This window comes from Bowmanella denitrificans, assembly GCF_039522935.1.
GTDB lineage: Bacteria > Pseudomonadota > Gammaproteobacteria > Enterobacterales > Alteromonadaceae > Bowmanella > Bowmanella denitrificans.
Genome location: NZ_BAAAEI010000006.1, coordinates 495117 through 521275 on the forward strand (window position 1 = coordinate 495117; position 26159 = coordinate 521275).

Genomic DNA, 26159 nt, shown 5'->3' on the forward strand with positions numbered 1-26159 from the left:
AGAGTATAGAATAAAGGCTTAAATATTCAGAAGCTTATAATAAATAACCCAATATAACTTCATTCAGATTTTCTGATATTCAGCCCCACACCACGCCTGCGGCTCATAATGTGGGCGAGTTTTTTCATGCTGATGGTTTTGTCCTTTTCATCCACAATCTCCATGCCCAGCATGGCTTCCAACAGATCTTCCAGCGTTAGTATGCCTTCCAGTCCGCCATATTCATCCACCACCAACAACATATGAGCGCGGTTATTAAGGAAATGATCAAAGGTTTGCACCAGCGGCATACTACTGAGCATGGTTACCATGTCTTTACGATATTCCTTTAAGTGCCGTTGGCCATTTCCCCGCGCCTGTGCCAGTAGCAAATCCGCTTTAAGTACAAAACCGGTAATCTGCTCTGGTTCATTTTCATAGACAGGGATACGGGAAAAACTGACATCGTCATGCTTGTGGAAAAATGTTTCTACCGTCATTAACTCCGGCAATGAAAACACCACGGTGCGGTGTGTCATAGCCTCCTTGATATTCATCTGATGCAAGGTCAACAGATTTTGCAGAATATGAGCCTCGCGCTTGGCCAATTGCCCCTCGTCTCTGGCCAACTCAGCCATGGCGGCCAGTTCCGCCCGGTTAAGGCCTTTTATCGCGCCTTCCGGAGCAATAAAGCTAGTGAGCCAATTGGACATTTTAACAAAAGGATACATGGCCCAAATCAGGTACTTCAGTAAATAAGCAGTCAGAGGTGCCAGTTGGCGCCAAAAGGTTGCGCCAATAGTTTTGGGGATAATCTCAGAAAATATCAAAATCAACAGGGTCAGCACCGCCGAAGCCAGACCAAGATAAGCATCACCAAACACAATTGCGGCCTGGGCTCCGGCCCCTGCTGCACCAAAGGTATGAGCGAACGTATTCAAGGTCAGGATGGCCGACAAAGGTCGATTGATATCCTCTGTCTGGCTTCGCAACAAAACGCCACTGTGACGCCCCTCACCTTCCAACACAGATATATAGGCTGAAGAAACACTAAGAATAACCGCCTCAGCCACAGAGCAAAGAAAAGAGAAGCCCAGCGCCACCAGGATATAAATAATCAACAGTATCATTGTGTACTGTGCTCCTTGTTTTTCTTGTGCTTGTCAAACCACCAGAGAATATATTGTACTTTGCTCATCAGATTGCTGGGGCGCTTATAAATTCCATGTGGTGCGTCAGGGATCCTGACCATGGCCGTGTCAACGCCCTGAAGTTTAAGAGCCTGATAATACTGCTCGGTTTCAGAGATTGGGGTACGATAATCCGCTTCACCGGTCAGCAGCATGGTAGGGGTTTTAACATTGCCCACATAGCTGATGGGTGAGCGCTGCAGATAATGCTCAGGATCTTCCCAAGGCTTTTTGGCAAACCAGTATTGACTGAAAAACGGATAAAAATCAGAAGTAAGCACAAAGCTATACCAGTTGATAACAGGCTTTGCCACCACTGCCGCTTTAAATCTGTCGGTATGACCGACTATCCAGGCCGTCAACACACCACCACCAGAACCACCAGTGACAAACAACTGGGTTTCATCAATAAAGCCTTTGTCTATCAGGCTATCCACGCCACTCATTAAATCGTCATAGTCCTGACTCGGGTAATTGTGATGAATCTTCTGCGCAAAGGCCTCGCCATAACTGGAACTCCCCCTCGGGTTGGTATACAGCACCACATAACCCGCGGCGGCATATAACTGTACTTCCGCCGAAAAATGTGGCCCATATGCGGTAGTAGGCCCGCCATGAATCTCCAATAACAATGGGTATTTTTTGCCTGCATCGAATCCAGGTGGGTACACCACCCAGCCCTGAATATCCAATTTATCAGCACTGGATTGATACCAAATCTCTTGCACTTTGCCCAGGCGTTTATGAGCCAGGGCATCGTCGTTTAAATGAGTCAGCTGGCGCGCCTGACCTTTTCGCCATACCGCCACATCTGCAGGACGCAAAGCATCTGAATAAGTAAAAGCCAACGTACCATTTGCAGCAACATCGAACTCTGCACCTGTGTAGGGCCGACCATATGACTGCCCACCTAACGAATCTGTCAGTACCTTGAGTTTTCCATCCAGCGTAAGCGATGCTAATAAGGTTTGGCCTTTGTCATCATACTGAATATACAAGCCCTTACCTTTGGGATCCCATTTAAAGGCATCGATACTGCGATCTAAGCTTCCACTCAACAGTGTGGATTTGCCACTGGACAAATCCAGCACATATAAACGACGGTTCTCGTAGTTGGTACGCTTGTCATCGTAGCCAAGATAGGCCAGTGCCTTGCCATCCGGCGACACGCTTGGTTGTTGATCCGGTCCATCTCTGTCGGTTAACGCTTTAATCTCGCCGCTGGCGATGTCCAGGCGGTAAATCTCGCTATTCAATGGCGCAAGCTGATAGTTGTCGTGCAAATTGGCAGAAAAATACAGGAACTTGCCATCCGCACTCCAACTCATCGCACCATTGTGATGATAATCACCGAAGGTCAGTTGCCGGGCACTGCCCCCCTCGGAGTCCATAACAAAGAGTTGCACAAAGCCAGGCTCAGCATACCCGCCGCCATCAGCCCGATAATAAAGATCGTCGATAAATATTGCGGGTTCTGCCCACTTGGCCCCTTCGGGCTTGCCTGCCAGCGAAACCGGACTTTTGGCCTTTCCTTTTACAAACATTCTAAATGCCAGTGACTTACCGTCCGGCGACCAGGTTAACCCGCTGGGCGCCGACGTAAGGTGTGTCAATTGCGCACTTTTACCCTTATCCAGCCACTGCATATGCACTTGTGGCTTACCAGAACGAGTTGAAATATAAGCAAGCCGGTTACCATCTGGCGATAGAGCCAGTCCAAAATCCTGATGATTACCACTGGTGACCGGCAGCAAATTACCTTGGTCATTGACCTGCCAGATATTACCCAGCTTTTTATCCTGATAGATATCCATAAACTGGCGAACAAATAGCACCTCTTCACCATTGTTCCGAATCACCAGATCTGACGCATATTCCAGATTAAAAATATCTTGAGCAGTAAAGGTGTCTGACAAAGCAGCCATACTCGGCAGGCTGCCTACTGCTAGAAAAAATACCAGGCATTTCAAAGGATTCATTTTGCTTCCCTGAATATTGTCATTATTAGAACGCTGATTGTTACACCCTATGCACGGGCTGTCATCCGCCGTTTGTCGCATTAGAAATGTTATTTTGCTCATTTATTGAGCTAGCCAGCCGATATAAACAGCAGGAGGATGTTATGAACATGTCCATCGCTTATACAACAGATCAGCTCCGCTCCGTTCAAGTTATGAACGGCTCAACTGCCAGACCTGTACAATGGCAACCGAAAAACGCTCGGCCCGACGCTGCGCAGGAGCAAAGCGCACCGGCCACACAGACGTTGAATGCCATGGATAAAGACTACAGAATCAAACTGAAGATAGAACGGCAGATGGATAACTATATACTTGAAACCGAACTCAAGTATTACAAGTACCAACAAGCCGAGATGCCTGGAAAGTTATTGGATACGCAGGTTTAAAACCACTGCCGGGTAAACACTCTGTCCAGTTCATCAAACGCTTTACGTAGCAGAGCTGCCAGCTCCATGTACCTTGGCTTATTCTTGATTTCCTGCAACTGGCAACCTTGCTGGCGCATTTTTTGATGAATCTCACGATACCATCCCTGCATAGCCGGCGGCAGCGATTGATTGGCCCGATGACCCAGCCATAACAAGCCCTGCATAGGCAAACTCAAAAAGAATGCCGCCAGCGCAATGGCCTGGGGTAATGCGTCATTTCCAAAAGTATTCACATGAATAAAGGCAACCAATACGGCTAGCGGTGGCATAAAACGCAATGAAAAGCGGGTCGCTGCGATAACCCTGCATTCGGGAAACAACCCATAGAGCTCAGGCTGCATTGGCCATAGCTGCATATATGCCTGACCATCTTTGAACATACCGGAAATGGATTGGGCCATAACTGCCTCGCTAAACTAAAGCCGTTGAGTTAACTATACCAGCAAATCCCGCTTTGCGTGGCAAAGATTTGTACAGGTCTGATGGCCGCACATATACACAAGTCTTAACGATACAGAACCAGCGTGCTGGTCAGGCGGTCGCGGCCAAAAGACGCCATTTTGATAAATTCCTCACGACTTACCGGCACATTGGTAAAATCCATTTCGGTTTGCCAGCTTTCATAATCCCGTTCAGGATCGGTAATAGAAACACAATTTTGATCAGCACCGGCCACCAACACCCAATGTGGTGCTTTGTCCCTGGTTAGCCGCCACATACTGATCAGACTCACCAGTACTGCACCCTGACCAAGATAATCATCCAGTTTACTCAGTGTTAAAGGCTGGTAATGCACATCGACATCGGTGTCCTGCAACTGACTGACAAAGTGTTTATGCACTTGTTCTATGACCACTTTCTTCTGAGGGTCACGGACACTGTTGATAAAGGGCACAGACGTCTGATTTACATACAAATGCACTTTAAAGCCACGCCGCCAGGCACTTAAGGCCAGACCAAAACCGCTGCAACCACCGTGTCCTGATGTCATAAAAATAGTGGTGGCTTCGCGCCAAATCTGTATCTCTTCCTCCATGGACATGTTGTAACCGGCATCAAGCTTGTGCATGGCCATCATCAGACTGGCCGGCCCACAGGTGAAATCCGTATTTTGCTGATAGCGCAGGTTTGGGATTTTGCCCAGTTTGGTCGGCCTGAGTGTCCTTTCCATCTGTAAGGCATCACCACCGTCTTCGTAGTAGCCTTCCACACGGCCGATAGGGCGGAATTTAAGCTTCTGGTACAAATTGATGGCAGCCTGATTATCCACCCGAACCTCCAGGCGCATAAACAGGCAAAGTTCCTGCGTCGCCAGTTGCTCCATTTCTGTGAGAAGTTGCTGGGCCACGCCACGCCCCCGAAAGGCATCAGATACCGCAATAGAGTAAAGTCTGGCAAGCTGAGTGCCATTGCGGTAAAGCACCAGAGCATAACCAGCCAGTTGCCCGTTTTCATAGGCAACAACTAAAGAGCAATGCCCCTTACGGATGAAGTAACCAAAACTGCGACGGGATATTCTGTCGGTCGTGAAACTGGCTTTTTCCAGGGTCATTAAATCTGGGATATCGGCGACCTGTGCAGGTCTGATTTCAAGATTGCTCAACAACGTGGACTCAAACTGATGCGTGGCGATAGTTTAGGCGTAATCAAAGAAACTGCAATAAGCCAGACGTTTAAAACTATTATTCAGCCAGGGGCTGGGTTTGAACAAAATCTATACTTGAAAGATAAACAGTCCCTAGAGTAGGTTAGCCATCGATATTCTGTTGCCAAGAATGTGGCAGAATATAGACTCTTGGTTTACTTCTTTTTTGGCGCTGGCTGGCGTCTAAGGCATTTGATTCTATGTCTGGATATTTTGTGGTCGTGGATGACCTGGATGATTGGGCTCCCTATTTTCCAAGCCGTGAAGTCATTTCTTTTGATCAATACCTGGCAAAAACCGACATTCCGGCCGAACAAACGGTCAGAATACTCAACTTTTGCCGAAATAAAAGGGCGCTGGGCCGGGGCTACTACTGCTCCCTTCTGGCCGAAGCTCGCGGGCATAAGGTTATTCCCAACATCAGCGTATTAAACGACCTACGTCGTAAGAAGCTTTACACCCTTAAGCTCGAAGATGTCGCCAAATCCATCGCCAAGCTGAAACCTGCCGGTGATGCCAGTCAGATTACCTTCCGGGTATTTTTGGGCGAATGCCTGCAGCCCGAGCTGGCCGATTTAGCCAAGAGTATTTTTGAGCGCTTTGCAGCGCCAGTGCTGGAAGTGACGTTGGAAAAAGACGGCCAGTGGACGTTGGATAAAGTACACACGTTGTCACTCAAAGAAATTACCGACGAGGCCGAGCAGGAGTTTTTAGCCAACACCCTGGAGAAATTCAGCAACAGGCTGTGGCGCAAACCCAAAACCCGCAAGCATTATCGTTATGATGTTGCCATGTTGGTCAATGCTGAAGAAACCATGCCGCCCAGCGATAAGAAAGCGCTGAGCAATTTTATCAAGGCAGCGGACAAGCTCGGTATTAACCTGGAGCTGATCGGCAAAAAGGACTATGTGCGCCTGGCTGAATACGATGGTTTATTTATTCGCGAAACCACCTCCATTGATCATCATACCTATCGTTTTGCCAAAAAGGCAGAAGCTGAAGGCATGGTGGTGATAGATGACCCGACATCCATCCTGCGCTGCACCAACAAAGTCTATTTAGCTGACTTGCTGCGTGCCAACAAAGTACCTACGCCGAAAACCTTGCTGCTCAGCCGCACCGACAGAGAAAGCCTGCAGGACGCCATTGACTATCTGGGTTTACCTATGGTGCTGAAAATCCCGGACGGTGCTTTCTCGCGGGGAATGTATAAAGCCAACAATATGGAAGAGTTGGTGGACGCGATGAAAAAATTAAGCAAGACCTCGGCCTTGGTTTTGGCGCAAGAGTTCCTATATACCGAATACGACTGGCGTATTGGGGTGCTTAATAACAAACCCTTATATGCGTGCCGGTACTTTATGGTCAAAGGCCATTGGCAGATTTATCGTCATGATGACGGTAAAAAGGCCGCCACGGGTGGGTTTGAAACCATGCCAACCTATGAAGTACCGCAAGCGGTGCTGGAAGCATCGTTAAAAGCCTGCCGCCTGATTGGTGATGGTTTTTATGGGGTCGATGTCAAACAAACCAAAGACGGCCGGGTGGCGGTCATTGAGGTCAACGACAACCCCAGTATCGATTCGTCTGTGGAAGACAAGTTTTTGGGCCAGGCCTTGTATTATGAAGTGATGGCAGAGTTTTTGCGCAGACTTGAGTCGCAATAGCAGAGGCACCGGTCCTTTGTACTGAATTAATGTAGTAACCTTTTCTAGCTGGAGAAATTATGGCTGAAGCAAGACATAGCCGCCTGATGATTCTGGGTTCAGGCCCTGCAGGCTACACAGCCGCTGTATACGCGGCCCGTGCTAATCTCAACCCTGTGCTGATTACCGGTATCCAGCAAGGTGGTCAGTTAACCACCACCACGGAAGTGGAAAACTGGCCGGGCGATCCGGAAGGCCTGACTGGACCGGATCTAATGGTGCGCATGCAAAAACATGCAGAAAAGTTTGATACCGAAATTATCTTTGATCATATCAATGCAGTGGATTTCTCTAAGCGCCCTTATACGCTCAAAGGCGACAGCGGCAGCTATACCTGTGACGCACTGATTATTGCCACCGGCGCTTCGGCTAAATACCTTGGACTACCGTCAGAGCAAGCCTTTATGGGTAAAGGCGTATCAGCTTGTGCCACCTGTGACGGCTTTTTCTATCGTAACCAGAAAGTTGCGGTGATCGGTGGAGGCAACACTGCGGTTGAGGAAGCCCTGTACCTGTCCAACATTGCCTCTGAGGTACATGTTATTCACCGCCGCGACAGCTTCCGCAGCGAAAAGATTCTGGCTGATCGTCTGATGGACAAAGCCAAAAACGGTAACGTGGTGCTGCATCTCAACAAAACCCTGGATGAAGTGCTGGGAGATGAGATGGGTGTAACAAAAATCCGTATCCGCGATACCCAGAACGACGGCACAGAAGAGCTGGATGTCATGGGCCTGTTCGTGGCTATCGGCCACAAACCCAACACAGATATGTTTGTCGGTCAGTTAGACATGAACGACGGTTACATTAAGATCCATAGCGGTCTTAATGGTAATGCCACCGCCACCAGTGTACCTGGCGTATTTGCAGCAGGGGATGTTTGCGATCACGTGTATCGCCAGGCTATCACCTCTGCCGGGACTGGCTGCATGGCCGCCCTGGATGCCGAAAAATATCTGGACGCTCTGGAATAGTATTAGCAGGCGGGCAACAGCCCGCCTCTCCTGCCTATGAGCAAACAATTTATTAAGCTTGATCACAAGCTACAGTTCCCTCATGCCGAAGATGCACTCATCGATCCTAATGGCCTGCTTGCCTTTGGTGGAGACCTTAGCGTAGAACGACTGTTACTGGCCTACCAAAGTGGCATCTTTCCCTGGTTTAGTGAAGGCGAGCCCATTCTATGGTGGTCACCAGATCCTCGCGGAGTGTTGGAACTGGATGGCTTTATTTGTTCAAGCAGCCTGGCCAAACTGGCCCGCAGTGGTCGTTACCAGGTCAGTTTGAACAAAGCCTTTGCGGCGGTCATAGAGCACTGCGCCAAGGTACCCAGAGATATTAACGGCACCTGGATCACTAAGCCTATGATACAAGCTTACACGGACTTACATCACGCAGGTTATGCACATTCCGTAGAAATATGGGAGGGCGCAGAATTGGTCGGTGGATTATATGGTGTAAGCATTGGCAGGGTATTCTGCGGTGAATCAATGTTTCATCTGCGCAGTAACACCTCAAAACTGGCGTTTTTCTATCTGGTCCGCTATCTAAAAACCATGGAATTTCACTTTATTGATTGTCAGTTGCAAAACCCGCACCTTGCCACCCTGGGTATACAAGAAATACCCAGGCGTCGCTTTCTGAGCAAACTACAACAGGCGGTTAGCTGCCCTGCCCCACAACATTGCTGGCAGGCTGGTGATTTGTCTTTAAGCTGAACCGATGAAATTTGCCCTGACTCATCCTTTTGCCTGCAGTTATCTGCCCCATCAGTATGAGCAACTAATTGTATTAGCTGGCAATGCGGATATCACACCAAACGAATATGAAGCCCTGTTAAACGCAGGCTTCAGGCGCAGCGGCGACCATGTTTATCGACCGCACTGCCCACAATGCGCTGCCTGCCAGTCCTTGCGGATACCCGTTCAGGCATTCAGGGCCAATCGCAATCAACGACGGGTGGCAAAGGCAGGACAAGCGGTCAAACACCACCTTGCCGATACTGACCATCAAGAATATTACGCACTTTATGCCCGTTATATCAGCGCCCGGCATCAGGATGGCAGTATGTATCCGCCAAGCCAGGAGCAATATCAGCAATTTATTCGCGCTCCATGGGGCAACCCTATGTTTCTGGAGCTCAGACTAGAAGGTGAGCTAATTGCAGTGGCGGTAACAGATGTCACCAATCACGCATTATCGGCACTGTATACCTTCTTCTCCCCTGAACTCGCCAAGCTGTCATTGGGCACCCTGGCTATTCTCAGACAAATTGAACTGGCCCGCGAACTTAACAAGCAATACCTCTATTTGGGTTACCAAATCGATCAGTGCGAAAAAATGCGTTACAAAGCCAGCTTCACCCCCAATGAGAAATATATTCAGGGTGTGTGGTACTAACAGAAAAAAAATGCAGACTGTGCTTTACACTGGCGGCATATTTGGGCAAAATCTGCGCGGCATTTCTCCGGGTATCGGGTCGACAGATGTCTGTCACTGAATCAGCGCCCGCCACAACAGCATGTTGTCCACGCGGAGGAAACAGATTTTCATCACCGCCACATTAAGTCAGGCGGCTATAAGCAGTGTTAAAACAAAGGTAATTTTTTTAGATGGCGAAAGAAGACTGTATTGAAATGGAAGGCACGGTATTGGACACCCTTCCAAATACTATGTTTCGTGTAGAGCTTGAAAATGGTCATGTGGTCACCGCGCATATCTCCGGTAAAATGCGTAAGAACTACATCCGTATTCTCACCGGCGACAAAGTCACAGTCGAGATGACCCCTTATGATCTGAGCAAAGGCCGCATTATTTACCGCGCCCGTTAATTTCAGGACTCAGACAGTAAAAAGGCCCGCTAACGGGCCTTTTTTCGTTTATCAGGCTTCAGCCTTGGAATCACTGGTGCTGTAATCAAAGATCAGCTTGTCATCTTTAAGATCAATCTTAACACTACCGCCCTCAGACAACTCACCAAACAACAGTTGATTAGCCAGTTCCTTCTTCACATGCTCTTGCAGCACTCTTGCCATTGGCCTGGCGCCCATGGCTTTGTCGTAGCCTTTCTCAGCCAACCAGGCTCTGGCTGATGAGGTGATTTCCAAAGACACGCCTTTGGCATCAAGTTGAACCTGTAACTCAACAATAAATTTGTCTACCACTTGCAGAATTACATCTGGCTCAAGATGGTTAAACCAGATGATGCCATCAAGACGGTTTCTGAATTCCGGACTGAAGATACGGTTTATCTCGGCTAACGCATCATGGCTGTGATCCTGCTGTTTGAAGCCAATCGACTTGCGCACCGTCTCCTGCACCCCGGCATTGGTGGTCATCACCAGCACCACATTGCGAAAATCTACTTTGCGGCCATTGTTGTCGGTCAACGTACCATGGTCCATGACCTGTAGCAGAATGTTGTAAATATCACTGTGAGCTTTTTCTATCTCGTCGAGCAGCACCACTGAGTACGGATGCTTGATAACGGCATCTGTGAGTAAACCGCCCTGATCAAAGCCAACATAGCCTGGAGGCGCGCCAATTAAACGGCTAACCGCATGCCTTTCCATATATTCGGACATATCAAAACGCACCAGCTCAACGCCCATGATCTTCGCCAGTTGTTGAGTGACTTCGGTTTTACCCACGCCGGTTGGGCCAGCAAACAGGAAATTACCAATAGGCTTACTTTCATTACCCAGGCCACTGCGCGACAGGCGAATGGCGTTGGTTAATGTTTCGATGGCATCGTCCTGGCCAAATACCACCATTTTCAGGTTGCGGTCCAGATTCTTGAGGGTTTCCTTATCCGATGCTGACACCGATTTCTCAGGAATTCGCGCCATTTTGGCAATAATGTGTTCAATCTCTGCCACACCAATCGTTTTCTTGCGACGTGACACAGGTAATAGCCTTTGACTGGCGCCGGCTTCGTCAATCACGTCAATAGCCTTATCGGGCAGATGGCGTTCGTTTATATACTTGGCCGACAATTCCGCCGCCGCTCGTACCGCTTTGTGGGTAAAACGCACTCCATGGTGTTCTTCGTAACGGGATTTAAGCCCCATCAGAATTTTGGTGGTGTCTTCTACATTGGGTTCAATGATGTCTATTTTCTGGAAACGTCTGGCCAGGGCACGGTCTTTTTCAAAAATACCCTGATATTCCTGGTACGTGGTTGATCCAATACAGCGTAATTCACCGCTGGAAAGCTTAGGTTTGAGCAGGTTGGACGCATCCATCACACCACCAGATGCAGCGCCTGCACCAATAATGGTATGGATTTCGTCGATAAACAGAATAGCGTGCTCGTCGCGCTCCAGCTCACGTAATATAGACTTAAGCCGCTTCTCAAAGTCACCGCGATACTTAGTACCAGCCAGCAATCCACCTAAATCCAGGGAATACACGGTGGCCTGAGCAATCACCTCTGGTACTTCCTTGTTGACAATACGGTACGCCAGCCCTTCGGCTATGGCGGTTTTACCGACCCCCGCCTCACCGACCAATAAAGGGTTATTCTTGCGACGACGGCATAGGATCTGAATGGTACGCTCCAGTTCCAAATCCCGACCAATAAGGGGATCCACTTTGCCGTCTTTGACCTGTACATTCAGGTTGGTGGAGTATTTCTCCAGCGTGGATGTTCCTTCTTCCACTTCTCCGCTTTCTTCTTCCCTTTCAGTCTGAGGCGGTCTTTCCTCGTCCGACTTGGACACACCGTGAGAAATGAAATTCACCACATCCAAACGAGTCACATCGGCTTTCTTAAGAATATAAACAGCCTGAGACTCCTGCTCACTGAAAATGGCCACCAACACGTTGGCGCCCGTGACTTCGTCTTTCCCAGACGACTGCACATGAAACACCGCACGCTGTAATACGCGCTGAAAGCCCAAAGTAGGCTGAGTTTCGCGGTCAGACTCAGGGCCATCAAGGATAAGTGGTGTGGTGTCTTTAACAAAGTCAGTTAACTCTGCCTTGATTGTGTCAATGTTTGCCCCACAAGCCTTTAATGCTTCACGGGCCGCTTTGTTGTCGAGCAATGCCAGCAACAAATGCTCCACCGTCATAAACTCGTGACGGTGTTCGCGAGCGAAAATAAACGCTTGATTCAGTGTTTGCTCTAGATCTTTATTCAACATACGCGACCCCTTACTGCTACGCCCGACTAATTAAGCTTGCTCCATAGAGCACATCAATGGATGCTGATGCTTTCTGGAATACTGGTTAACCTGCATTACCTTGGTTTCAGCAATTTCTGCGGTAAACACACCGCAAACCGCCCTGCCCTGATAATGTACGGTTAACATCAACTGATTGGCCTTGTCCGCCGACATATTGAAAAAACGCATCAATACTTCAACCACAAAGTCCATTGGCGTGTAGTCGTCATTGTTCAGCAGAACCTTGTACATGGGTGGTGGTTGCAGCTTTCGCTTGACCGCCTCCAACTGCTTGTCATGACTTATGATGCTGTCTTTGCTCATACTTCAAATAATAGCTGCTCAATTAAAATGGTTAATGGGATTTTTGACTTTTTAGTGAAATGTTAAATTTACCCTTGACATATTCAGGTTAAAAAATCTACATTTTTTAGGTTCCCGAAAATTTTGCTGTAGGGAACCTTAATCCCTTAACTGCATTGTGGGGATTAATTCAGGACAGTTCAAGGGCTCAAGAGGAAGCAGAAGTATGGCAGTTGGCAAGGTTAAGTGGTTCAACAACGCTAAAGGTTTCGGTTTTATCGTGCCGGAAGACGGCGGTGAAGATGTTTTCGCTCATTATTCCACTATCCAGATGGAGGGTTATCGCTCTCTTAAAGCTGGGCAAGAAGTGAAATTTGAGGTTCAGCAAGGTCCAAAGGGACTGCATGCAGAAAATATTGAGTTGGCCAGTGAGCCGGAAAGATAAATCCGGTTCCGGAAGATAAAAAAAGCAGATACAAGTATCTGCTTTTTTATTTGTTGCACATTTTTACGTTAGTTATTTTAGATTTAAAACATCTGAATTATAGCTGCTGCATCTAATACGTTGAAAACTTGCTAAATAATTTTTAGTTTCAGCAAGTTATATTTTTCGCTCGCAAAAAGGTAATTTATTCCTGAATTGCCATGTAGAGGGAATAGTTTGTCCTTCAGCATGCTTCCTGCGTAAAAAAGCCCGGACTGCGCCGGGCTTAGCTTGTTAACGTTTAATTAAAGTGCAGTCAGAGCCGCCTGGAATGTGTCACTCGGGAACATGGCCTTACTCACTTTGGCTTCATCAGGATAGTAATAACCACCAATGTCCAACGCATTGCCCTGTGTTGCGTCTATATCCGCCAGGATCTTAGCTTCATTGGCCTGAAGACTTGCAAACAAGGGCTTGAAACGCGCTGCCAGTTCGGCATCTTTGCTCTGATTTGCCAGTTCTTCGGCCCAGTACATAGCCAAATAGAAGTGACTACCACGGTTGTCCAGTTCACCAGCGCGGCGCAGCGGCGATTTGTTCTCGTTCAGCAGCTTCTCAGTCGCCTTATCCAGTGCCTTCGCTAGTAATTCTGCTTTGCCATTGGATTGTTTGATCGCCAGATCTTCAAGCGAGACCGCCAGTGCCAGGAACTCACCCAGTGAATCCCAACGCAAGTGCCCCTCTTCAACGAACTGTTGAACATGCTTAGGCGCTGAACCGCCGGCACCGGTTTCAAACAGGCCACCACCGGCCATTAAGGGCACGATAGACAGCATCTTGGCACTGGTACCCAGCTCAAGAATCGGGAATAAGTCGGTCAGATAGTCACGCAACACATTGCCTGTGACAGAAATGGTATCCAGACCACGAATGCAACGTTCCATACTGTATCGAATGGCTCGCACCGGTGACATAATCTGAATATCCAGACCATTGGTATCGTGATCTTTGAGGTACTCATTGACTTTCTTGATCAGTTGGATATCGTGAGCACGCTCATCATCCAGCCAGAATACGGCAGGCATACCAGACTGACGGGCACGGGTAACCGCTAATTTAACCCAGTCACGAATCGGCTCGTCTTTGGTCTGGCACATGCGCCAGATATCGCCCTCTTCCACCTCGTGTTCAATCAGCACCTTGTCGTCCTGATCGATAATACGCACTGTACCGTCTGCTTTGATTTCAAAGGTTTTGTCGTGCGAACCGTACTCTTCGGCTTTTTGCGCCATCAAGCCAACATTGGGTACTGTTCCCATGGTTGCCGGGTCAAACGCACCATGAGTCTTACAGAAGTTGATCACTTCCTGATAGATTGTGGCATACGTACTTTCCGGAATAACGGCCTTGGTATCATATGGCTTACCATCGGGTCCCCACATTTGCCCCGAGCTGCGGATCATGGCAGGCATAGATGCATCAACAATTACATCGCTGGGTACATGCAGATTGGAAATACCTTTATCTGAGTTCACCATAGCAATAGGCGGACGGTCGGCGTAACAGGCATTGATATCACGCTGAATTTCACTGCGCTGTGATTCTGGCAAGGCCGAAATTTTGTCATAGACACTACCCAGACCATCATTGGCGTTAACACCAAGTTCGGAAAACAGATCTGCATACTTCTCAAAAAGTTCTTTGTAGAACACCTTAACGCAATGACCAAATACGATGGGGTGCGATACCTTCATCATGGTGGCCTTCACGTGCAAGGAGAACAATACGCCGGTTTGCTTGGCATCTTCAATTTGCTCTTCGAAGAACTTACACAGAGCTTTCTTGCTCATAAACATGCCGTCAATGACTTCACTTTTCAGCAAATCCACGCGCGGCTTGAGTACGCTCACCTTACCTTGTTTATCGGTATGTTCGATTCGCACATAGCCAGCTTTGTCCACCGTGACAGACTTTTCCCGTGAGTAAAAATCGCCGCCTCGCATATGGGCTACGTGCGTGCGCGAAGCCTGGCTCCAGGCGCCCATGGAATGAGGATGGCTTTTTGCATAGTTTTTCACCGCTGCCGGGGCGCGGCGATCAGAGTTACCTTCACGCAGAACCGGATTAACCGCACTACCTAAAATTTTGCCATAACGGGCTTTTACATCTTTTTCCTGATCATTTTTCGGCTCTTCGGGGTACTCCGGCACCATAAAGCCTTTGCTGCGCAGTTCCTTAATCGCTGCCTTTAACTGCGGAATAGATGCGCTGATATTGGGCAATTTGATGATATTGGTTTCAGGATGCTGGGTCAGTTCACCCAATTCAGCCAAGGCATCCGGCACTTTCTGCGCGTCGCTCAAAGACTCAGGGAAACTAGCCAGAATACGTCCGGCCAGGGAAATATCGCTTAACTCTACCTCGATATCAGCGGTGGAAGCGAAGGCCTTGATGATGGGAAGCAATGAATAGGTTGCCAGGGCCGGCGCTTCGTCAGTCTTGGTGTAGATAATTTTTGACTTGCTTGTCATTTGATACCTCTGTTGTTACGGCTGGATGCGGCCGGTTGGAATAGTCTGGGGCGGCAGGTGCCACTCTCAATCTCCTGCAAACAAGATCCGGCTCCAACAAATCCGGACCACAACCCCACCATGGCAGCGGGAAAAATCATTGTCCCGCACTAAAAGTGTTTGAATCATATATGGCCAAAACCGCTAAGTACAAGTGCTACTTGGGTATATACTGCCTGCCCGGGTTCTGCTGCTGTTTGATTTTTATCAAGTTAGAGCGAGTTGACTGGCCGTCGGGCACCCGGATAATAAAGACAATTCTGCCAAGCTGAAGAATTCTTTCCTTATAGGTTATGCAAAGCCAAACTCTGCTATTTAACAAGCCCTTCGGCGTTTTATGCCAGTTTACCGACCAGGAGGGCCGTCAGACACTCAAAGACTATATTCCAGTGCCCAATGTTTATGCGGCTGGACGGTTGGATATGGACAGCGAAGGCCTGCTGGTGCTGACCGGTGATGGTAAATTGCAACACAAGCTGGCCAACCCTAAAAGTAAGACCAGTAAAACTTATTGGGTACAGGTAGAAGGCATTCCCAGCGACAACGATCTACAGGCACTGCGTGATGGCGTGCAGCTTAAAGATGGTATGACGCTGCCTGCAAAGGTCAAGCTTATGGCCGAGCCACAAGTATGGCCGCGCCATCCACCCGTGCGCTTTCGCCAGTCGATTCCGACCAGTTGGCTGTCTATCAGTATCATTGAAGGGCGGAACCGGCAAGTACGGCGTATGACAGCACATATCGGTTTCCCAACGTTGCGCTTAATTCGTTACCGGGTCGGCAACTGGACGCTGGACGGGCTGGCCTGCGGCCAGTATCTGGAGATTTAAATGTTTAAACCAAATGTCACCGTTGCCTGTGTGGTGGAAGCGCAAAACCGTTTTTTATTGGTCGAGGAAGAGATTCTCGGGGAATCTGTGTTTAATCAACCCGCGGGGCATCTCGAAAAAGATGAATCCATTATCGACGCCGCACAAAGGGAGCTTTTTGAGGAGACCGGGCTAAACCTGGCGCCGCAGTTTTTAGTGGGCACCTATTTATACCCTGTGGCCAGAGAAAATCTGACCTTTCTGCGCTTTTGCTTTGGCTTACGCCTTACCGAAGCCATCACCGCTTCCCCTGTAGATACGCAAATTAAAGCCTGTCATTGGTTTACTCTGGAAGACATCATCCAGCGCCAGGCGCAACTGAGATCCCCTATGGTGCTGCGTTGTATTAAAGATTTCCGGCGGGGTCAACAGTATGACCTTGGGCAATTCCATTATCTGCCCTGAGCGGTCCATAGCAGGTGCGCCAGGGATGTAACTCTGCTAGAATTCGCGCTCCCTGAATTTAGTCATCAGTCTCTAGTTACCCTGAGCTGTTCTTACCCATGCGAGAAAACGTGCAAAGCAAAAGCCAGATAAAAGTCATTGTCGGTATGTCCGGTGGTGTTGATTCCTCTGTTTCAGCCTATTTGTTGAAGGAACAGGGCTATCAGGTGGAAGGCTTGTTTATGAAAAACTGGGAAGAAGACGATGACGCCGAATACTGCGCGGCGGCGGAAGATCTCAAAGACGCCCAGGCTGTTGCCGACAAATTGGGGATTAAACTACGCACGATTAATTTTGCTGCCGAGTACTGGGACAATGTATTTGAATACTTTCTGGCCGAATACAAGGCCGGACGCACGCCCAACCCGGACATAATGTGTAACAAGGAAATCAAGTTTAAGGCTTTCCTTGAATTTGCCCTGGAAGATCTGGGGGCGGATTATATTGCCACCGGTCACTACGTGCGTCGCCGTCAGCATCAAGGTCACTGGCAATTACTGCGCGGCCAGGATGACAATAAAGATCAAAGCTACTTTCTGTATACTCTAAATGAGCAGCAGGTTGGTAATACCCTGTTTCCCATTGGCGATATGGCCAAACCCAGAGTCCGTGAAATTGCTGCCGAGCAAGGGCTGATCACCCACGACAAAAAAGACAGCACCGGTATCTGTTTTATCGGCGAGCGCAAGTTTCGCGACTTTCTCGGCCGTTATCTGCCAGCCCAGCCCGGCAAAATTGAAACAGCAGACGGCGAGGTCATTGGTGACCATGAAGGCTTGATGTACCACACCCTGGGTCAGCGTAAAGGCTTACATATCGGTGGATTAAAGGACCATGGCGACCAGCCCTGGTACGTGGTGGACAAAGACGTGGCGCGCAACGTTTTGATAGTGGGTCAGGGTGACGATCACCCCAGGCTTTATTCCAACGGTCTGCTGGCCAAACAACTGGATTGGGTAGACAGGCAAGGGCCACAAACCGCCATACGCTGCACGGTAAAAACCCGCTATCGCCAGCAGGATATCCCCTGCACCGTCACACCAACAGATAATGGGCAATTACAGGTGATGTTTGATCGGCCGCAAAAAGCCGTTACGCCGGGTCAATCTGCCGTCTTCTATCTTGATGACGTTTGTCTGGGTGGCGGAATTATTGAGAGTTACATTCGTTAATTATGAGCGACAAAGAATTCGACAAAAGCCTGGCACTGGCAGGTGTCTGCCAGAGCGCGGCCCTGGTCCAGCAATTTGCCCGCAAAGGTAAAGCCGATGATGCTGCCTTTGTGGCCAGTATTCAAAGTCTGTTGGCCACCAATCCGGAAAATATTGAGGATATCTTTGGCAATCTGGCCAGCCTGCGCCAGGGCTTTGTGACCCTCGAAGCGCAACTATCCAGCAAGCCTGCCGCCAAAGATGCGGAAATTACCCGTTATATAGCCAGCCTGCTCGGACTGGAACGCAAACTGGCCAGACAGCCCAGCAAGTTGGCAGAGTTAGGTGAACGCATTGAGCATATCAAGCGTCAACAAAGCCTGTACGCCCTGACCGATGAGCCGATGCTGGCGAATATGGCTCGCATTTACTCTGATATCATCAGCCCCATTGGCCCACGTATCCAGGTGGCCGGTGACCCTAACCTGTTAAAACAAACCGCTATTCAGCATAGGGTACGTGCCCTGCTGCTGGCTGGAATTCGTGCTGCAGTGCTATGGCGCCAGTTGGGGGGTAAACGCCGCCAGATTTTACTGAGCCGACGCACGGTACTGGAAAACGCCGAGAAGGCGCTAAAACGCATTAATCACTAATCAGGAGCCAACATGGAACTCTCTGCATTGTCAGCTATTTCCCCGGTAGACGGGCGTTATGGCAGCAAAACCCAAGAACTTCGCGGAATTTTCAGCGAGTTCGGCCTGATCAAATACCGGGTTCAGGTAGAAGTACGCTGGTTGCAGAAACTATCCAGCATCGAAGCCCTTGCCGAAGTGCCGGCATTTAGTGCCGAAGCCCATGCCGTGCTGGATGCCATCGTCACAGACTTTAGCGAAGCCGACGCCGCCAGAGTGAAAGAAATCGAGCGGACCACTAACCACGACGTAAAAGCCGTAGAGTATTTTCTGAAAGAAAAAGTGGCAGGCAATGCGGAACTTAATGCAGTCAGTGAATTTATTCACTTTGCCTGTACTTCTGAGGACATTAACAATCTGTCCCACGCCCTGATGCTGAGCGAAGCCAGGGACAAGGTCATTCTGCCTTACTGTGACCAGCTTATCAGTGAATTGCGTCGCCTGGCCATCGAATACAAAACCATTCCGATGATGGCCCGTACCCACGGCCAGCCTGCCTCCCCTACCACAATGGGTAAAGAAATGGCCAATGTGATGGTGCGTCTTGAGCGTCAGCGCCAGCAAATTGCCGGAGTGGAACTGCTGGGTAAGTTAAATGGTGCGGTTGGCAACTACAACGCCCATTTATCTGCCTACCCGAACCTGGACTGGCCAACCATTTCACGCGAATTTGTACTATCCCTGGGGATTGTCTGGAATGCCTATACCACCCAGATTGAACCCCATGACTACATTGCCGAGCTGTTTGATGCAGTAGCCCGTTTTAATACGATCCTGATCGATTTTGACCGTGATGTATGGGGTTATATTGCCCTGGGTCACTTCAAGCAAAAGACCGTAGCGGGCGAGATTGGTTCATCTACCATGCCACATAAGGTTAACCCCATCGATTTTGAAAATTCAGAGGGTAACCTGGGATTGGCCAATGCGATTTTCGATCACCTGGCGGCCAAGCTTCCTGTATCACGCTGGCAGCGCGATCTGACCGACTCGACCGTATTGCGCAACTTGGGCGTGGGAGTTGGCTATAGCCTGATTGCCTACCAGGCCAGTCTGAAAGGGATCAGCAAACTGGAAGTGAATGCCCAGAGTCTATTAAATGAGCTGGATGCAAACTGGGAATTGCTGGCAGAGCCGATTCAAACCGTGATGCGTCGCTACGGTATCGAAAAACCCTATGAAAAGCTCAAAGAACTGACGCGGGGCAAGCGCGTTAATCAGCAGATGATGGCAGATTTCATCGATGGTCTGGCCCTACCCGACGAAGTTAAAACAGAGCTCAAACAATGGACACCGGCGGGCTATATAGGCCGTGCTGTGGAATTGGTTGACGCACTGGTCGGCTAATCAATACAATCCAGACTATACTTATACGCCCGCCTTTAGCGGGCGTTTTTATTTGCAAACCAAGGAGCACCCTGTAGCACAGATTTAGGGATTATTAGCCGTAAGGAGCATGGCATGATCACTGCACTATTCAAAACTTGGGTTTGGGCCGGCATTCGCCGTGACGGATGTATTAATATCAGCCCCGCCAGACTGACCAACCTTATTTCCTTGTTATTGTTCTGTGTGATGCTGCTGCATTTACCCATACATCTTTACTTTTGGTCCCAGGGCGGCCATGTTCAAACCCTTATTCTGCTTTTCCACGCCCTGCTCTGCCCCTTGGTTCCGGTATGCAGCAGCCTCGGCTACCCTAAGCTTGCCCGGCGCCTGTTGATCGGCGGGTATGCCAGCTTTATCAGTTTTACCAGTCTTTATCTTGGCTATGCCAGTGCCAGCCATTGGTTTCTGATACTGGGATTTTTTATATCGCCGTTCTTATTCAAACACAATGAGGTCAAACTACTGGCCTGTGCCGGTGTTATTTTTGTTGCCTGTTTTGTTGTACTCGAACAGCTCAGCTTGCCTTCCTTATTGTCCGTTGCTCCTGGCTACCAGGGCTTTATAAAACAGCTGACAAATTTCAGCTTTCCTTTAATTTGCCTGCTTTGCACCCTGCATATCTTTTATGACCATGCCAAAAGCTGGCAGCATATCGCCGCTGAGCAGCGTCGCTCGGAGAACCTGCTGCTGAACGTATTGCCGGATCCCATTGCCGAGCGTCTGAAACACAGCAACAAGCCAGTCGCCGACCACTTTGCCAGTGCCACCGTAGTATTCACCGATATCGAGGGATTTAGTGACATTGTCAACAACCGCGATCCAAAGGACGTAGTGAAATACCTTAACGATCTGTACAGCGAATTTGATCAGCTCCTTAAACCATTGGGAATGGAAAAAATTAAAACCAATGGGGATGAGTATATGGCCGTCTCCGGGGTACCTGTCAGTGTCGAAGACCATGCCCGGCGTGCCTGTATTTGTGCGCTGAAGATGCAGGCTATTTTTACTACCGTCAGTGAGCGGCATCATATCAGCAACGGATTACGCATCGGTTTAAACAGCGGTCAACTGATAGCTGGTGTGATAGGCAGAGACAAATACAGTTATGACTTGTGGGGTGACAGTGTCAATCTGGCTTCGCGCATGGAAAGTCAGGGGCAAAGCGGCAAAATCCAGGTTTCTGAGCACACTTACAGATTATGTCGTCATCAGTTTCACTTTAAGCCAAGGTGCCGACTGGATGTAAAAGGCATGGGTCAATGCCAGACCTATTGGCTGTTGTCCAGCAAGGAAGATGAAAACGGGGATTGATTATTTTTTGAACACAAAATAGACTAAAAGACCGGCGCAATGATGCGCCGCTTTGGGAGGCTAGTCAGATGACGTTAATTGTGAAAAACGTCGACTGGATGAGCGCCAAAGACAAGCTCACAAAGCTAAGAGAAAAGGTATTTGTTTACGAATGGCGGATCCCCAAAGATGTGGAATTCGACCGCCAGGACAGCGCCGCCTGCCACGTTTTGCTGTTTGACGAAGCGGGTGCCGAAATCGCTACCGGCCGCATTACCCCAGAGGGTGAAATCGGCCGCATAGCGGTTATCAACAGCTGCCGTAAACCTGAGGTATATCAACAGTTGTTTGCGGCCCTGCTGGCAATTGCCGAGCAACAAGGTATGCAAACGGTCTCAGTGCAGTGCGAGTTGGAAGGTGTCAGTTACTACCAACAACAGGGATTTCGTCCTGTCGGAGCTGTGTATATGGATGCAGGTATACCTCGTCAGAGAATGGCCTGCGACATCAAACAGTTTTCTCTACCAAGGGTAGAGTTTACCCACTAGGGTGCCCATCCGGGCACCCTGGGGTGTGTTTTTAGCTGATTTTCCAGAGATCGTCCTGCTCAGCCATAGCATATAACCCTTCGGCACGACCTATTAATAACTTGGCAAAATCCTGCTGGGTTTGGTCAGGATTTTCCAGTTTCAACAGATTTTCCGCTTTTAATTGCCAGTGCAGAGAAAAATGTTTCAGTACCGCTCTGGCATCCGCTGCCACTGACACGGGTGCCACATCACTGGGCAAATCCCCGCCTATAGCCCAATATTGCTTGCCATCGGTGGCTTTGACTTTCCACACTGTCAGTACCGGCTCCATCACCCGACTTTGTTCCAGGATCACGGCATCTATTATCACGCCTTTTTCGGCCAGGAATTGCGCTACTTTCTGGTATTGTTCCCTAACCCAGTTGGATGATTGTTGTTCTGTCATTATTATTTTTCCTCAAGTAAGCTCAGCACCGCCTGCAATGGGTGTCTGGGTTTATAACCTTGTAACCTGGCCGTTTGACTGCGGCACGAATAACCGGTAGCCAGTACCTGATTGGCATCATAGCGCGCCAGCGCCTGTTGCCAGCTTAAATTAAAAATGCCCTTTGAATCCTCCAAATGGCTCACCTCATGGCCGTAAGTTCCAGCCATGCCACAACACCCAACCGAAACGGGGGTAAGACTGGCACCCAGTCGGGTAAAAATCTGCTGCCACTGCTTTTCAGATGCAGGTAATGCGGTTTTCTCCGTACAGTGGCCAAATAAGGCGAAAGACGGCGAAGCGTTGGCGGGCACGTCAGGCAGCGCTACTTCTGCTAACCACTCATGCACTAATTGCACCCTAAAATCCCCTCTGGTTGCCCCCAGCGCTTTTTGGTATTCATCCCGGTAGCAAAGCACCAGGGATGGATCGACCCCAATCAAAGGAATATTCAGCTCAGTTAACTGATTAAAAAACGCGGCCGAATTTGCAGCTGTGGCAGCGAACTCCTTCAAAAAACCCTTAACATGCTGAGGTTTGCCATTGGGTTTGAAGGGTAACAATACCGGATGCAAGCCCAGTTTTCGTACCAGGCGTACCAGGTCTTCAATCAGCTCAGCCTCATAAAAACTGGTGAAAGGGTCTTGTACAATCAGCACCCGCTTAGCCAGTTGCTCCGGGTTTAGTGATTTCAATACCTGTAAGTCAAAGGCCTGTACTTCTTTGTCTAGCCGCCAGGCCAGTGTCGGAAAGGACAGTTTAGGGGCATCCACGTAGCCCACCCACTTGCGCAGCGGCCACTCGGCTAGCGTCATCAGGCCGTTGACCAACCTGGGAGCCTTAGCCAGTTGCGGGGCCATTTTTTCCACATTAGCGACCAGATAATCTTTAAAGGGCCTGGCGTAGCGTCCGTAATACAGGTTCAGAAATCTGGCCCTGAAGCCGGGCACATCTACGTTGACCGGACATTGGCTGGCACAGGCCTTACAGGCAAGACAACCGTCCATCGCTTCCATCACCTGATGCGAGAAGTCCTGTTCATTGTCTTTTTGCCAACTGTTATACAAGCGTCTGGCGAAACTGTAGCGCTGCCCCTTGCTTTCCAGTTTGTGCGCATCGCTACCCTGCTTGCTGAGCAGACGCAGCCATTCGCGCATCAGCCCCGCCCGGCCTTTCGGACTGTGACGACGATCGCGGGTAATCTTGCTGGAAGGACACATGGGTGACGTGGTGTCATAGTTAAAACACAGTCCGTTACCGTTGCAACTCATGGCCGGTTCAAAGGCTTCCCGCACTTTAAGTGGGATTTGCCTGTCATAACTTGCCCGCTTGGTATCAGATACTTTAACCAAGACTTCCTTGGAATCATAAGGCGTACAGATTTTGCCGGGATTCATGCGGTTGTGAGGATCAAAGGCCGATTTGATTTTGCGCAGTTCAGTGAAAAGCTCTTCACCAAAAAACGCCGGGCCGTACTCACTACGATAGCCTTTGCCATGTTCACCCCACATCAGGCCGCCATATTTGGCCACCAGTGCCACGACCTGATCCGAGATCTCCGCCATCAGCATTTCCTGCAGAGGATCACACAAATCCAATGCCGGGCGCACATGCAACACCCCGGCATCCACATGCCCGAACATGCCATATTGCAAGCCTTTGGCATCCAGCAGTGCCCGGAACTCCATAATAAAATCGGCCAGTTTTTCCGGCGGTACGGCGGTATCTTCGGCAAAAGCAATAGGTTTTTTACTACCTTTAGTTTTGCCCAGCAGGCCTACCGCCTTTTTGCGCATGGCATATATTTTACCGATATCGCCATTGTCCGAGGTAAGTTGATAACCAATCACCCCGGATTGACCTGTGGCAATACAATCATCCAACATCGCCACTAAGCCGGTAACCTTGTCGTGCATGTCCTGCTCGGCTTCGGCGTTGTATTCCACCATATTCAGGCCTTGCAGATCTTTACCTGGCACATCCTCAATCAGGGCTTTGACCGAATGCCAGATAATGTCTTCACGGGCTAGATTCAGCACTTTGCTGTCCACTGTTTCCACCGATGTGGCCTCGGCTGCCACCATGGCTGGCGCATGACGCAGGGCCGATTCAAAGGAGTCGTACTTGACATTAATCAGGGTCTTAAATCGGGCGATAGGTGTGACATTCAGCTTAGCTTCGGCCACAAATACCAATGAGCCTTCAGAGCCGGTAATCACCCGGCTTAAGTCAAACTGCTGCATAGCCGTGTCAAACACGTGCTCCAGATCATAACCGGTTAAAAAGCGATTCAAACGTGGAAACTTAGCCAGAATCTGCTCACGCTTTTGCTCACAGCTGGTTAATACCTGGGCCACAACCCGCCCAATTGCATCAGGCTGATTGGCCCTTTCCCGGGCCAGTTCTAAGCTCAGTGGCGCGGTATCCAGCAGGGTACCATCCGCTAAGACAGAGCGAAGCGCCAGCACATGATCACTGGTTTTACCGTACACCAGCGACCCCTGCCCTGATGCATCGGTGTTTATCATGCCACCAATTGTCGCTCTGTTACTGGTAGACAGATCCGGTGCAAAGAAAAAACCATATGGGCGCAAAAAATCATTTAACTGGTCTTTCACCACCCCAGCCTGCACCCGCACCCAACGCTCTTCAGGATTAAACTCCAAAATCTGATGCATATGGCGGGACAAGTCCACCACCAGGCCGTCGGTCAGGGATTGCCCGTTAGTGCCGGTGCCGCCACCTCGGGCAGAAAATCTCACCCCGCTATAGGTTTGAGTCAGACGGCCAAGCAGTTGCAGATCGTCAAGATCGGTGGGAAATACCACCGCCTGCGGTAAACGCTGATAAACCGAATTGTCGGTCGCCACGGCAAGGCGACTGGCATAGCTGGTTTCTATCTCGCCTTTGAAGTGGGCATCTTGCAGGGCCTGCAAATAATCAATGTAATCCTGTTCAATACTGGCTTTGGGATCAACTAGAGGTAACATCCACACAGACTTAGCTGAAAAAAAGTGCCGCTAGTATACACAAGGGGGCAACCTCCTGTAACAACTTGACAGGTGATTCTGTAGTGCGAATCCCTATACTTTATCTCTGATGGCAAATTGAGGAGTTCAAGATGAAAAGTCTGTGCATTACCCTGGGCATCATTTGCACGCTGATAGGCACCTTGTTATTTATTTTGCCGGGCTCTGTTCTGTTTTTACTGGCCGGCCTGATGCTGCTCAGTATCGACTTCCCCGTGGTAAGAAACTGGTTGAATCACTGTCAACGTTCAATGCGCCGCGGTGCAGTGAAGCTGGATAGCTATCTGCTGAGTAGAAAACTCAGCCGCTAAGCGACTATTTTCCGGCCGGGCTGGATACAAAACCAGCGTTCAAAGCAAAAAGCCGAAAAAGCAGTTGCGCCGCTTAAAACGCATCGTTATTATACGCGCCGTTCTCAGATGAGTCTTAAATCTGAAACATAACCTCAAGACAATCACTGTCTGATATGTGCGTCCGTAGCTCAGTTGGTTAGAGCACCACCTTGACATGGTGGGGGTCGGTAGTTCGAGTCTACTCGGACGCACCACTTCTAAATTACAAATCAATACTTTACATCCTATTTTTGTAATCATCCCGGTGGGCGTTATGGTATTTTTGCCTCGGTGACCGTTTGGTGACCCAAATAAATTTTTGACTCAAATTTCGGCCAATTTTTCCTGCCCCCCGACCCGGTCACTGATGGAAAATCTTTGAGCATTTACTTTACTGATCGTCAAGTGCGAGACCACCATCAAACTGCTCACGCGCCGGGGCGACTTGTTCCTCTAAGGAACTCAATAGGGTTGGCCTTCACTATCAAATGGCAAATACTTTGATGCAACGTAAT

24 protein-coding genes and 1 tRNA gene are annotated in these 26159 nt (G+C 49.2%); 16 read left to right on the forward strand and 9 right to left on the reverse strand.

Going from position 1 to position 26159, the window contains the following annotated elements:
* Positions 1-59 precede the first annotated feature (59 nt).
* Together ABD028_RS05180 and ABD028_RS05185 are read right to left on the reverse strand one after the other, a co-directional pair.
* Complete coding sequence (locus tag ABD028_RS05180) at positions 60-1109, reverse strand: CNNM domain-containing protein (protein WP_102797034.1); 1050 nt, start codon at positions 1107-1109, stop codon at positions 60-62.
* Entirely contained in the window at positions 1106-3148 is a 2043-nt protein-coding gene (locus ABD028_RS05185; RefSeq protein WP_425542063.1) for a S9 family peptidase, read from the reverse strand. The genes ABD028_RS05180 and ABD028_RS05185 overlap by 4 nt, the downstream gene beginning before the upstream one ends.
* 143 nt (positions 3149-3291) lie before the next feature.
* Here ABD028_RS05185 and ABD028_RS05190 point away from each other — a divergent pair, with 143 nt between their 5' ends.
* Positions 3292-3576: a hypothetical protein gene (locus tag ABD028_RS05190; protein WP_343842554.1), complete on the forward strand. Its 285-nt coding sequence runs from the start codon at positions 3292-3294 to the stop codon at positions 3574-3576.
* Here ABD028_RS05190 and yfbV read toward each other — a convergent pair.
* Positions 3573-4019 carry a terminus macrodomain insulation protein YfbV gene (yfbV, locus tag ABD028_RS05195; RefSeq protein WP_102797036.1) on the reverse strand — a complete coding sequence of 149 codons (447 nt, stop codon included), beginning with the start codon at positions 4017-4019 and terminating at the stop codon, positions 3573-3575. The genes ABD028_RS05190 and yfbV overlap by 4 nt on opposite strands.
* 104 nt (positions 4020-4123) lie before the next feature.
* Positions 4124-5224 carry a ribosomal protein S18-alanine N-acetyltransferase gene (rimI, locus tag ABD028_RS05200; RefSeq protein ID WP_216362569.1) on the reverse strand — a complete coding sequence of 367 codons (1101 nt, stop codon included), beginning with the start codon at positions 5222-5224 and terminating at the stop codon, positions 4124-4126.
* A 239-nt stretch (positions 5225-5463) separates the two neighbouring features.
* Here rimI and ABD028_RS05205 point away from each other — a divergent pair, with 239 nt between their 5' ends.
* The 5 genes from ABD028_RS05205 (at position 5464) to infA (ending at position 9800) form a co-directional block, all read left to right on the forward strand.
* On the forward strand, positions 5464-6930 hold the full coding sequence (locus tag ABD028_RS05205; RefSeq protein ID WP_343842558.1) for a RimK family protein: 1467 nt from the start codon (positions 5464-5466) through the stop codon (positions 6928-6930).
* A 59-nt stretch (positions 6931-6989) separates the two neighbouring features.
* Entirely contained in the window at positions 6990-7943 is a 954-nt protein-coding gene (gene trxB / locus ABD028_RS05210) for a thioredoxin-disulfide reductase (protein WP_343842561.1), read from the forward strand.
* A 36-nt stretch (positions 7944-7979) separates the two neighbouring features.
* The gene (gene aat, locus ABD028_RS05215; RefSeq protein ID WP_343842564.1) at positions 7980-8687 is read left to right on the forward strand and encodes a leucyl/phenylalanyl-tRNA--protein transferase; all 708 of its coding nucleotides are present in this window, start codon (positions 7980-7982) and stop codon (positions 8685-8687) included.
* A 4-nt stretch (positions 8688-8691) separates the two neighbouring features.
* Positions 8692-9369 (forward strand): arginyltransferase, encoded by a 678-nt coding sequence (locus tag ABD028_RS05220; protein WP_102797041.1) that lies wholly within the window; start codon positions 8692-8694, stop codon positions 9367-9369.
* Positions 9370-9581: 212 nt separating this feature from the next.
* On the forward strand, positions 9582-9800 hold the full coding sequence (gene infA, locus ABD028_RS05225; RefSeq protein ID WP_006010397.1) for a translation initiation factor IF-1: 219 nt from the start codon (positions 9582-9584) through the stop codon (positions 9798-9800).
* 51 nt (positions 9801-9851) lie between these two features.
* Here the strand turns inward: infA and clpA are convergent, their stop codons facing one another.
* Together clpA and clpS are read right to left on the reverse strand one after the other, a co-directional pair.
* Entirely contained in the window at positions 9852-12116 is a 2265-nt protein-coding gene (gene clpA / locus ABD028_RS05230) for an ATP-dependent Clp protease ATP-binding subunit ClpA (protein ID WP_343842580.1), read from the reverse strand.
* Between the two features lie 30 nt (positions 12117-12146).
* Complete coding sequence (gene clpS, locus ABD028_RS05235; RefSeq protein ID WP_102797043.1) at positions 12147-12461, reverse strand: ATP-dependent Clp protease adapter ClpS; 315 nt, start codon at positions 12459-12461, stop codon at positions 12147-12149.
* 205 nt (positions 12462-12666) lie between these two features.
* Between clpS and cspD the strand changes: the two genes are divergently transcribed.
* Positions 12667-12885 carry a cold shock domain-containing protein CspD gene (gene cspD, locus ABD028_RS05240; protein WP_102797044.1) on the forward strand — a complete coding sequence of 73 codons (219 nt, stop codon included), beginning with the start codon at positions 12667-12669 and terminating at the stop codon, positions 12883-12885.
* Between the two features lie 284 nt (positions 12886-13169).
* Here cspD and ABD028_RS05245 read toward each other — a convergent pair whose 3' ends face one another.
* Positions 13170-15395: an NADP-dependent isocitrate dehydrogenase gene (locus tag ABD028_RS05245; protein WP_343842584.1), complete on the reverse strand. Its 2226-nt coding sequence runs from the start codon at positions 15393-15395 to the stop codon at positions 13170-13172.
* Positions 15396-15727: 332 nt separating this feature from the next.
* Here ABD028_RS05245 and ABD028_RS05250 point away from each other — a divergent pair, with 332 nt between their 5' ends.
* From ABD028_RS05250 to ABD028_RS05280, 7 genes are all read left to right on the forward strand, one after another.
* Entirely contained in the window at positions 15728-16264 is a 537-nt protein-coding gene (locus ABD028_RS05250) for a pseudouridine synthase (RefSeq protein WP_102797046.1), read from the forward strand.
* Positions 16265-16708, forward strand: coding sequence for an NUDIX hydrolase (locus ABD028_RS05255; RefSeq protein ID WP_343842589.1), 444 nt, complete (start codon positions 16265-16267; stop codon positions 16706-16708).
* A gap of 98 nt (positions 16709-16806) precedes the next feature.
* Positions 16807-17919, forward strand: a complete 1113-nt coding sequence (mnmA, locus tag ABD028_RS05260) for a tRNA 2-thiouridine(34) synthase MnmA (protein WP_343842592.1) — start codon at positions 16807-16809, stop codon at positions 17917-17919.
* Positions 17920-17921: 2 nt separating this feature from the next.
* Positions 17922-18551, forward strand: a complete 630-nt coding sequence (gene hflD / locus ABD028_RS05265; protein WP_343842595.1) for a high frequency lysogenization protein HflD — start codon at positions 17922-17924, stop codon at positions 18549-18551.
* A gap of 12 nt (positions 18552-18563) precedes the next feature.
* The gene (gene purB / locus ABD028_RS05270) at positions 18564-19937 is read left to right on the forward strand and encodes an adenylosuccinate lyase (RefSeq protein WP_343842598.1); all 1374 of its coding nucleotides are present in this window, start codon (positions 18564-18566) and stop codon (positions 19935-19937) included.
* Between the two features lie 114 nt (positions 19938-20051).
* Positions 20052-21290: an adenylate/guanylate cyclase domain-containing protein gene (locus ABD028_RS05275; protein WP_343842601.1), complete on the forward strand. Its 1239-nt coding sequence runs from the start codon at positions 20052-20054 to the stop codon at positions 21288-21290.
* Between the two features lie 68 nt (positions 21291-21358).
* Positions 21359-21817 carry a GNAT family N-acetyltransferase gene (locus tag ABD028_RS05280; RefSeq protein WP_102797052.1) on the forward strand — a complete coding sequence of 153 codons (459 nt, stop codon included), beginning with the start codon at positions 21359-21361 and terminating at the stop codon, positions 21815-21817.
* A gap of 31 nt (positions 21818-21848) precedes the next feature.
* Here the strand turns inward: ABD028_RS05280 and ABD028_RS05285 are convergent, their stop codons facing one another.
* Both ABD028_RS05285 and ydiJ read right to left on the reverse strand, forming a co-directional pair.
* A complete protein-coding gene (locus tag ABD028_RS05285) occupies positions 21849-22244 on the reverse strand; it encodes a DUF4826 family protein (protein ID WP_343842605.1) in 396 nt (131 codons plus the stop codon).
* A gap of 2 nt (positions 22245-22246) precedes the next feature.
* Entirely contained in the window at positions 22247-25273 is a 3027-nt protein-coding gene (gene ydiJ / locus ABD028_RS05290; RefSeq protein WP_343842608.1) for a D-2-hydroxyglutarate dehydrogenase YdiJ, read from the reverse strand.
* Between the two features lie 131 nt (positions 25274-25404).
* Here ydiJ and ABD028_RS05295 point away from each other — a divergent pair, with 131 nt between their 5' ends.
* Both ABD028_RS05295 and ABD028_RS05300 read left to right on the forward strand, forming a co-directional pair.
* Positions 25405-25623, forward strand: a complete 219-nt coding sequence (locus tag ABD028_RS05295) for a tellurium resistance protein TerC (protein WP_343842611.1) — start codon at positions 25405-25407, stop codon at positions 25621-25623.
* A gap of 159 nt (positions 25624-25782) precedes the next feature.
* A tRNA-Val gene (locus ABD028_RS05300) sits at positions 25783-25859 on the forward strand.
* Positions 25860-26159: the final 300 nt, after the last annotated feature.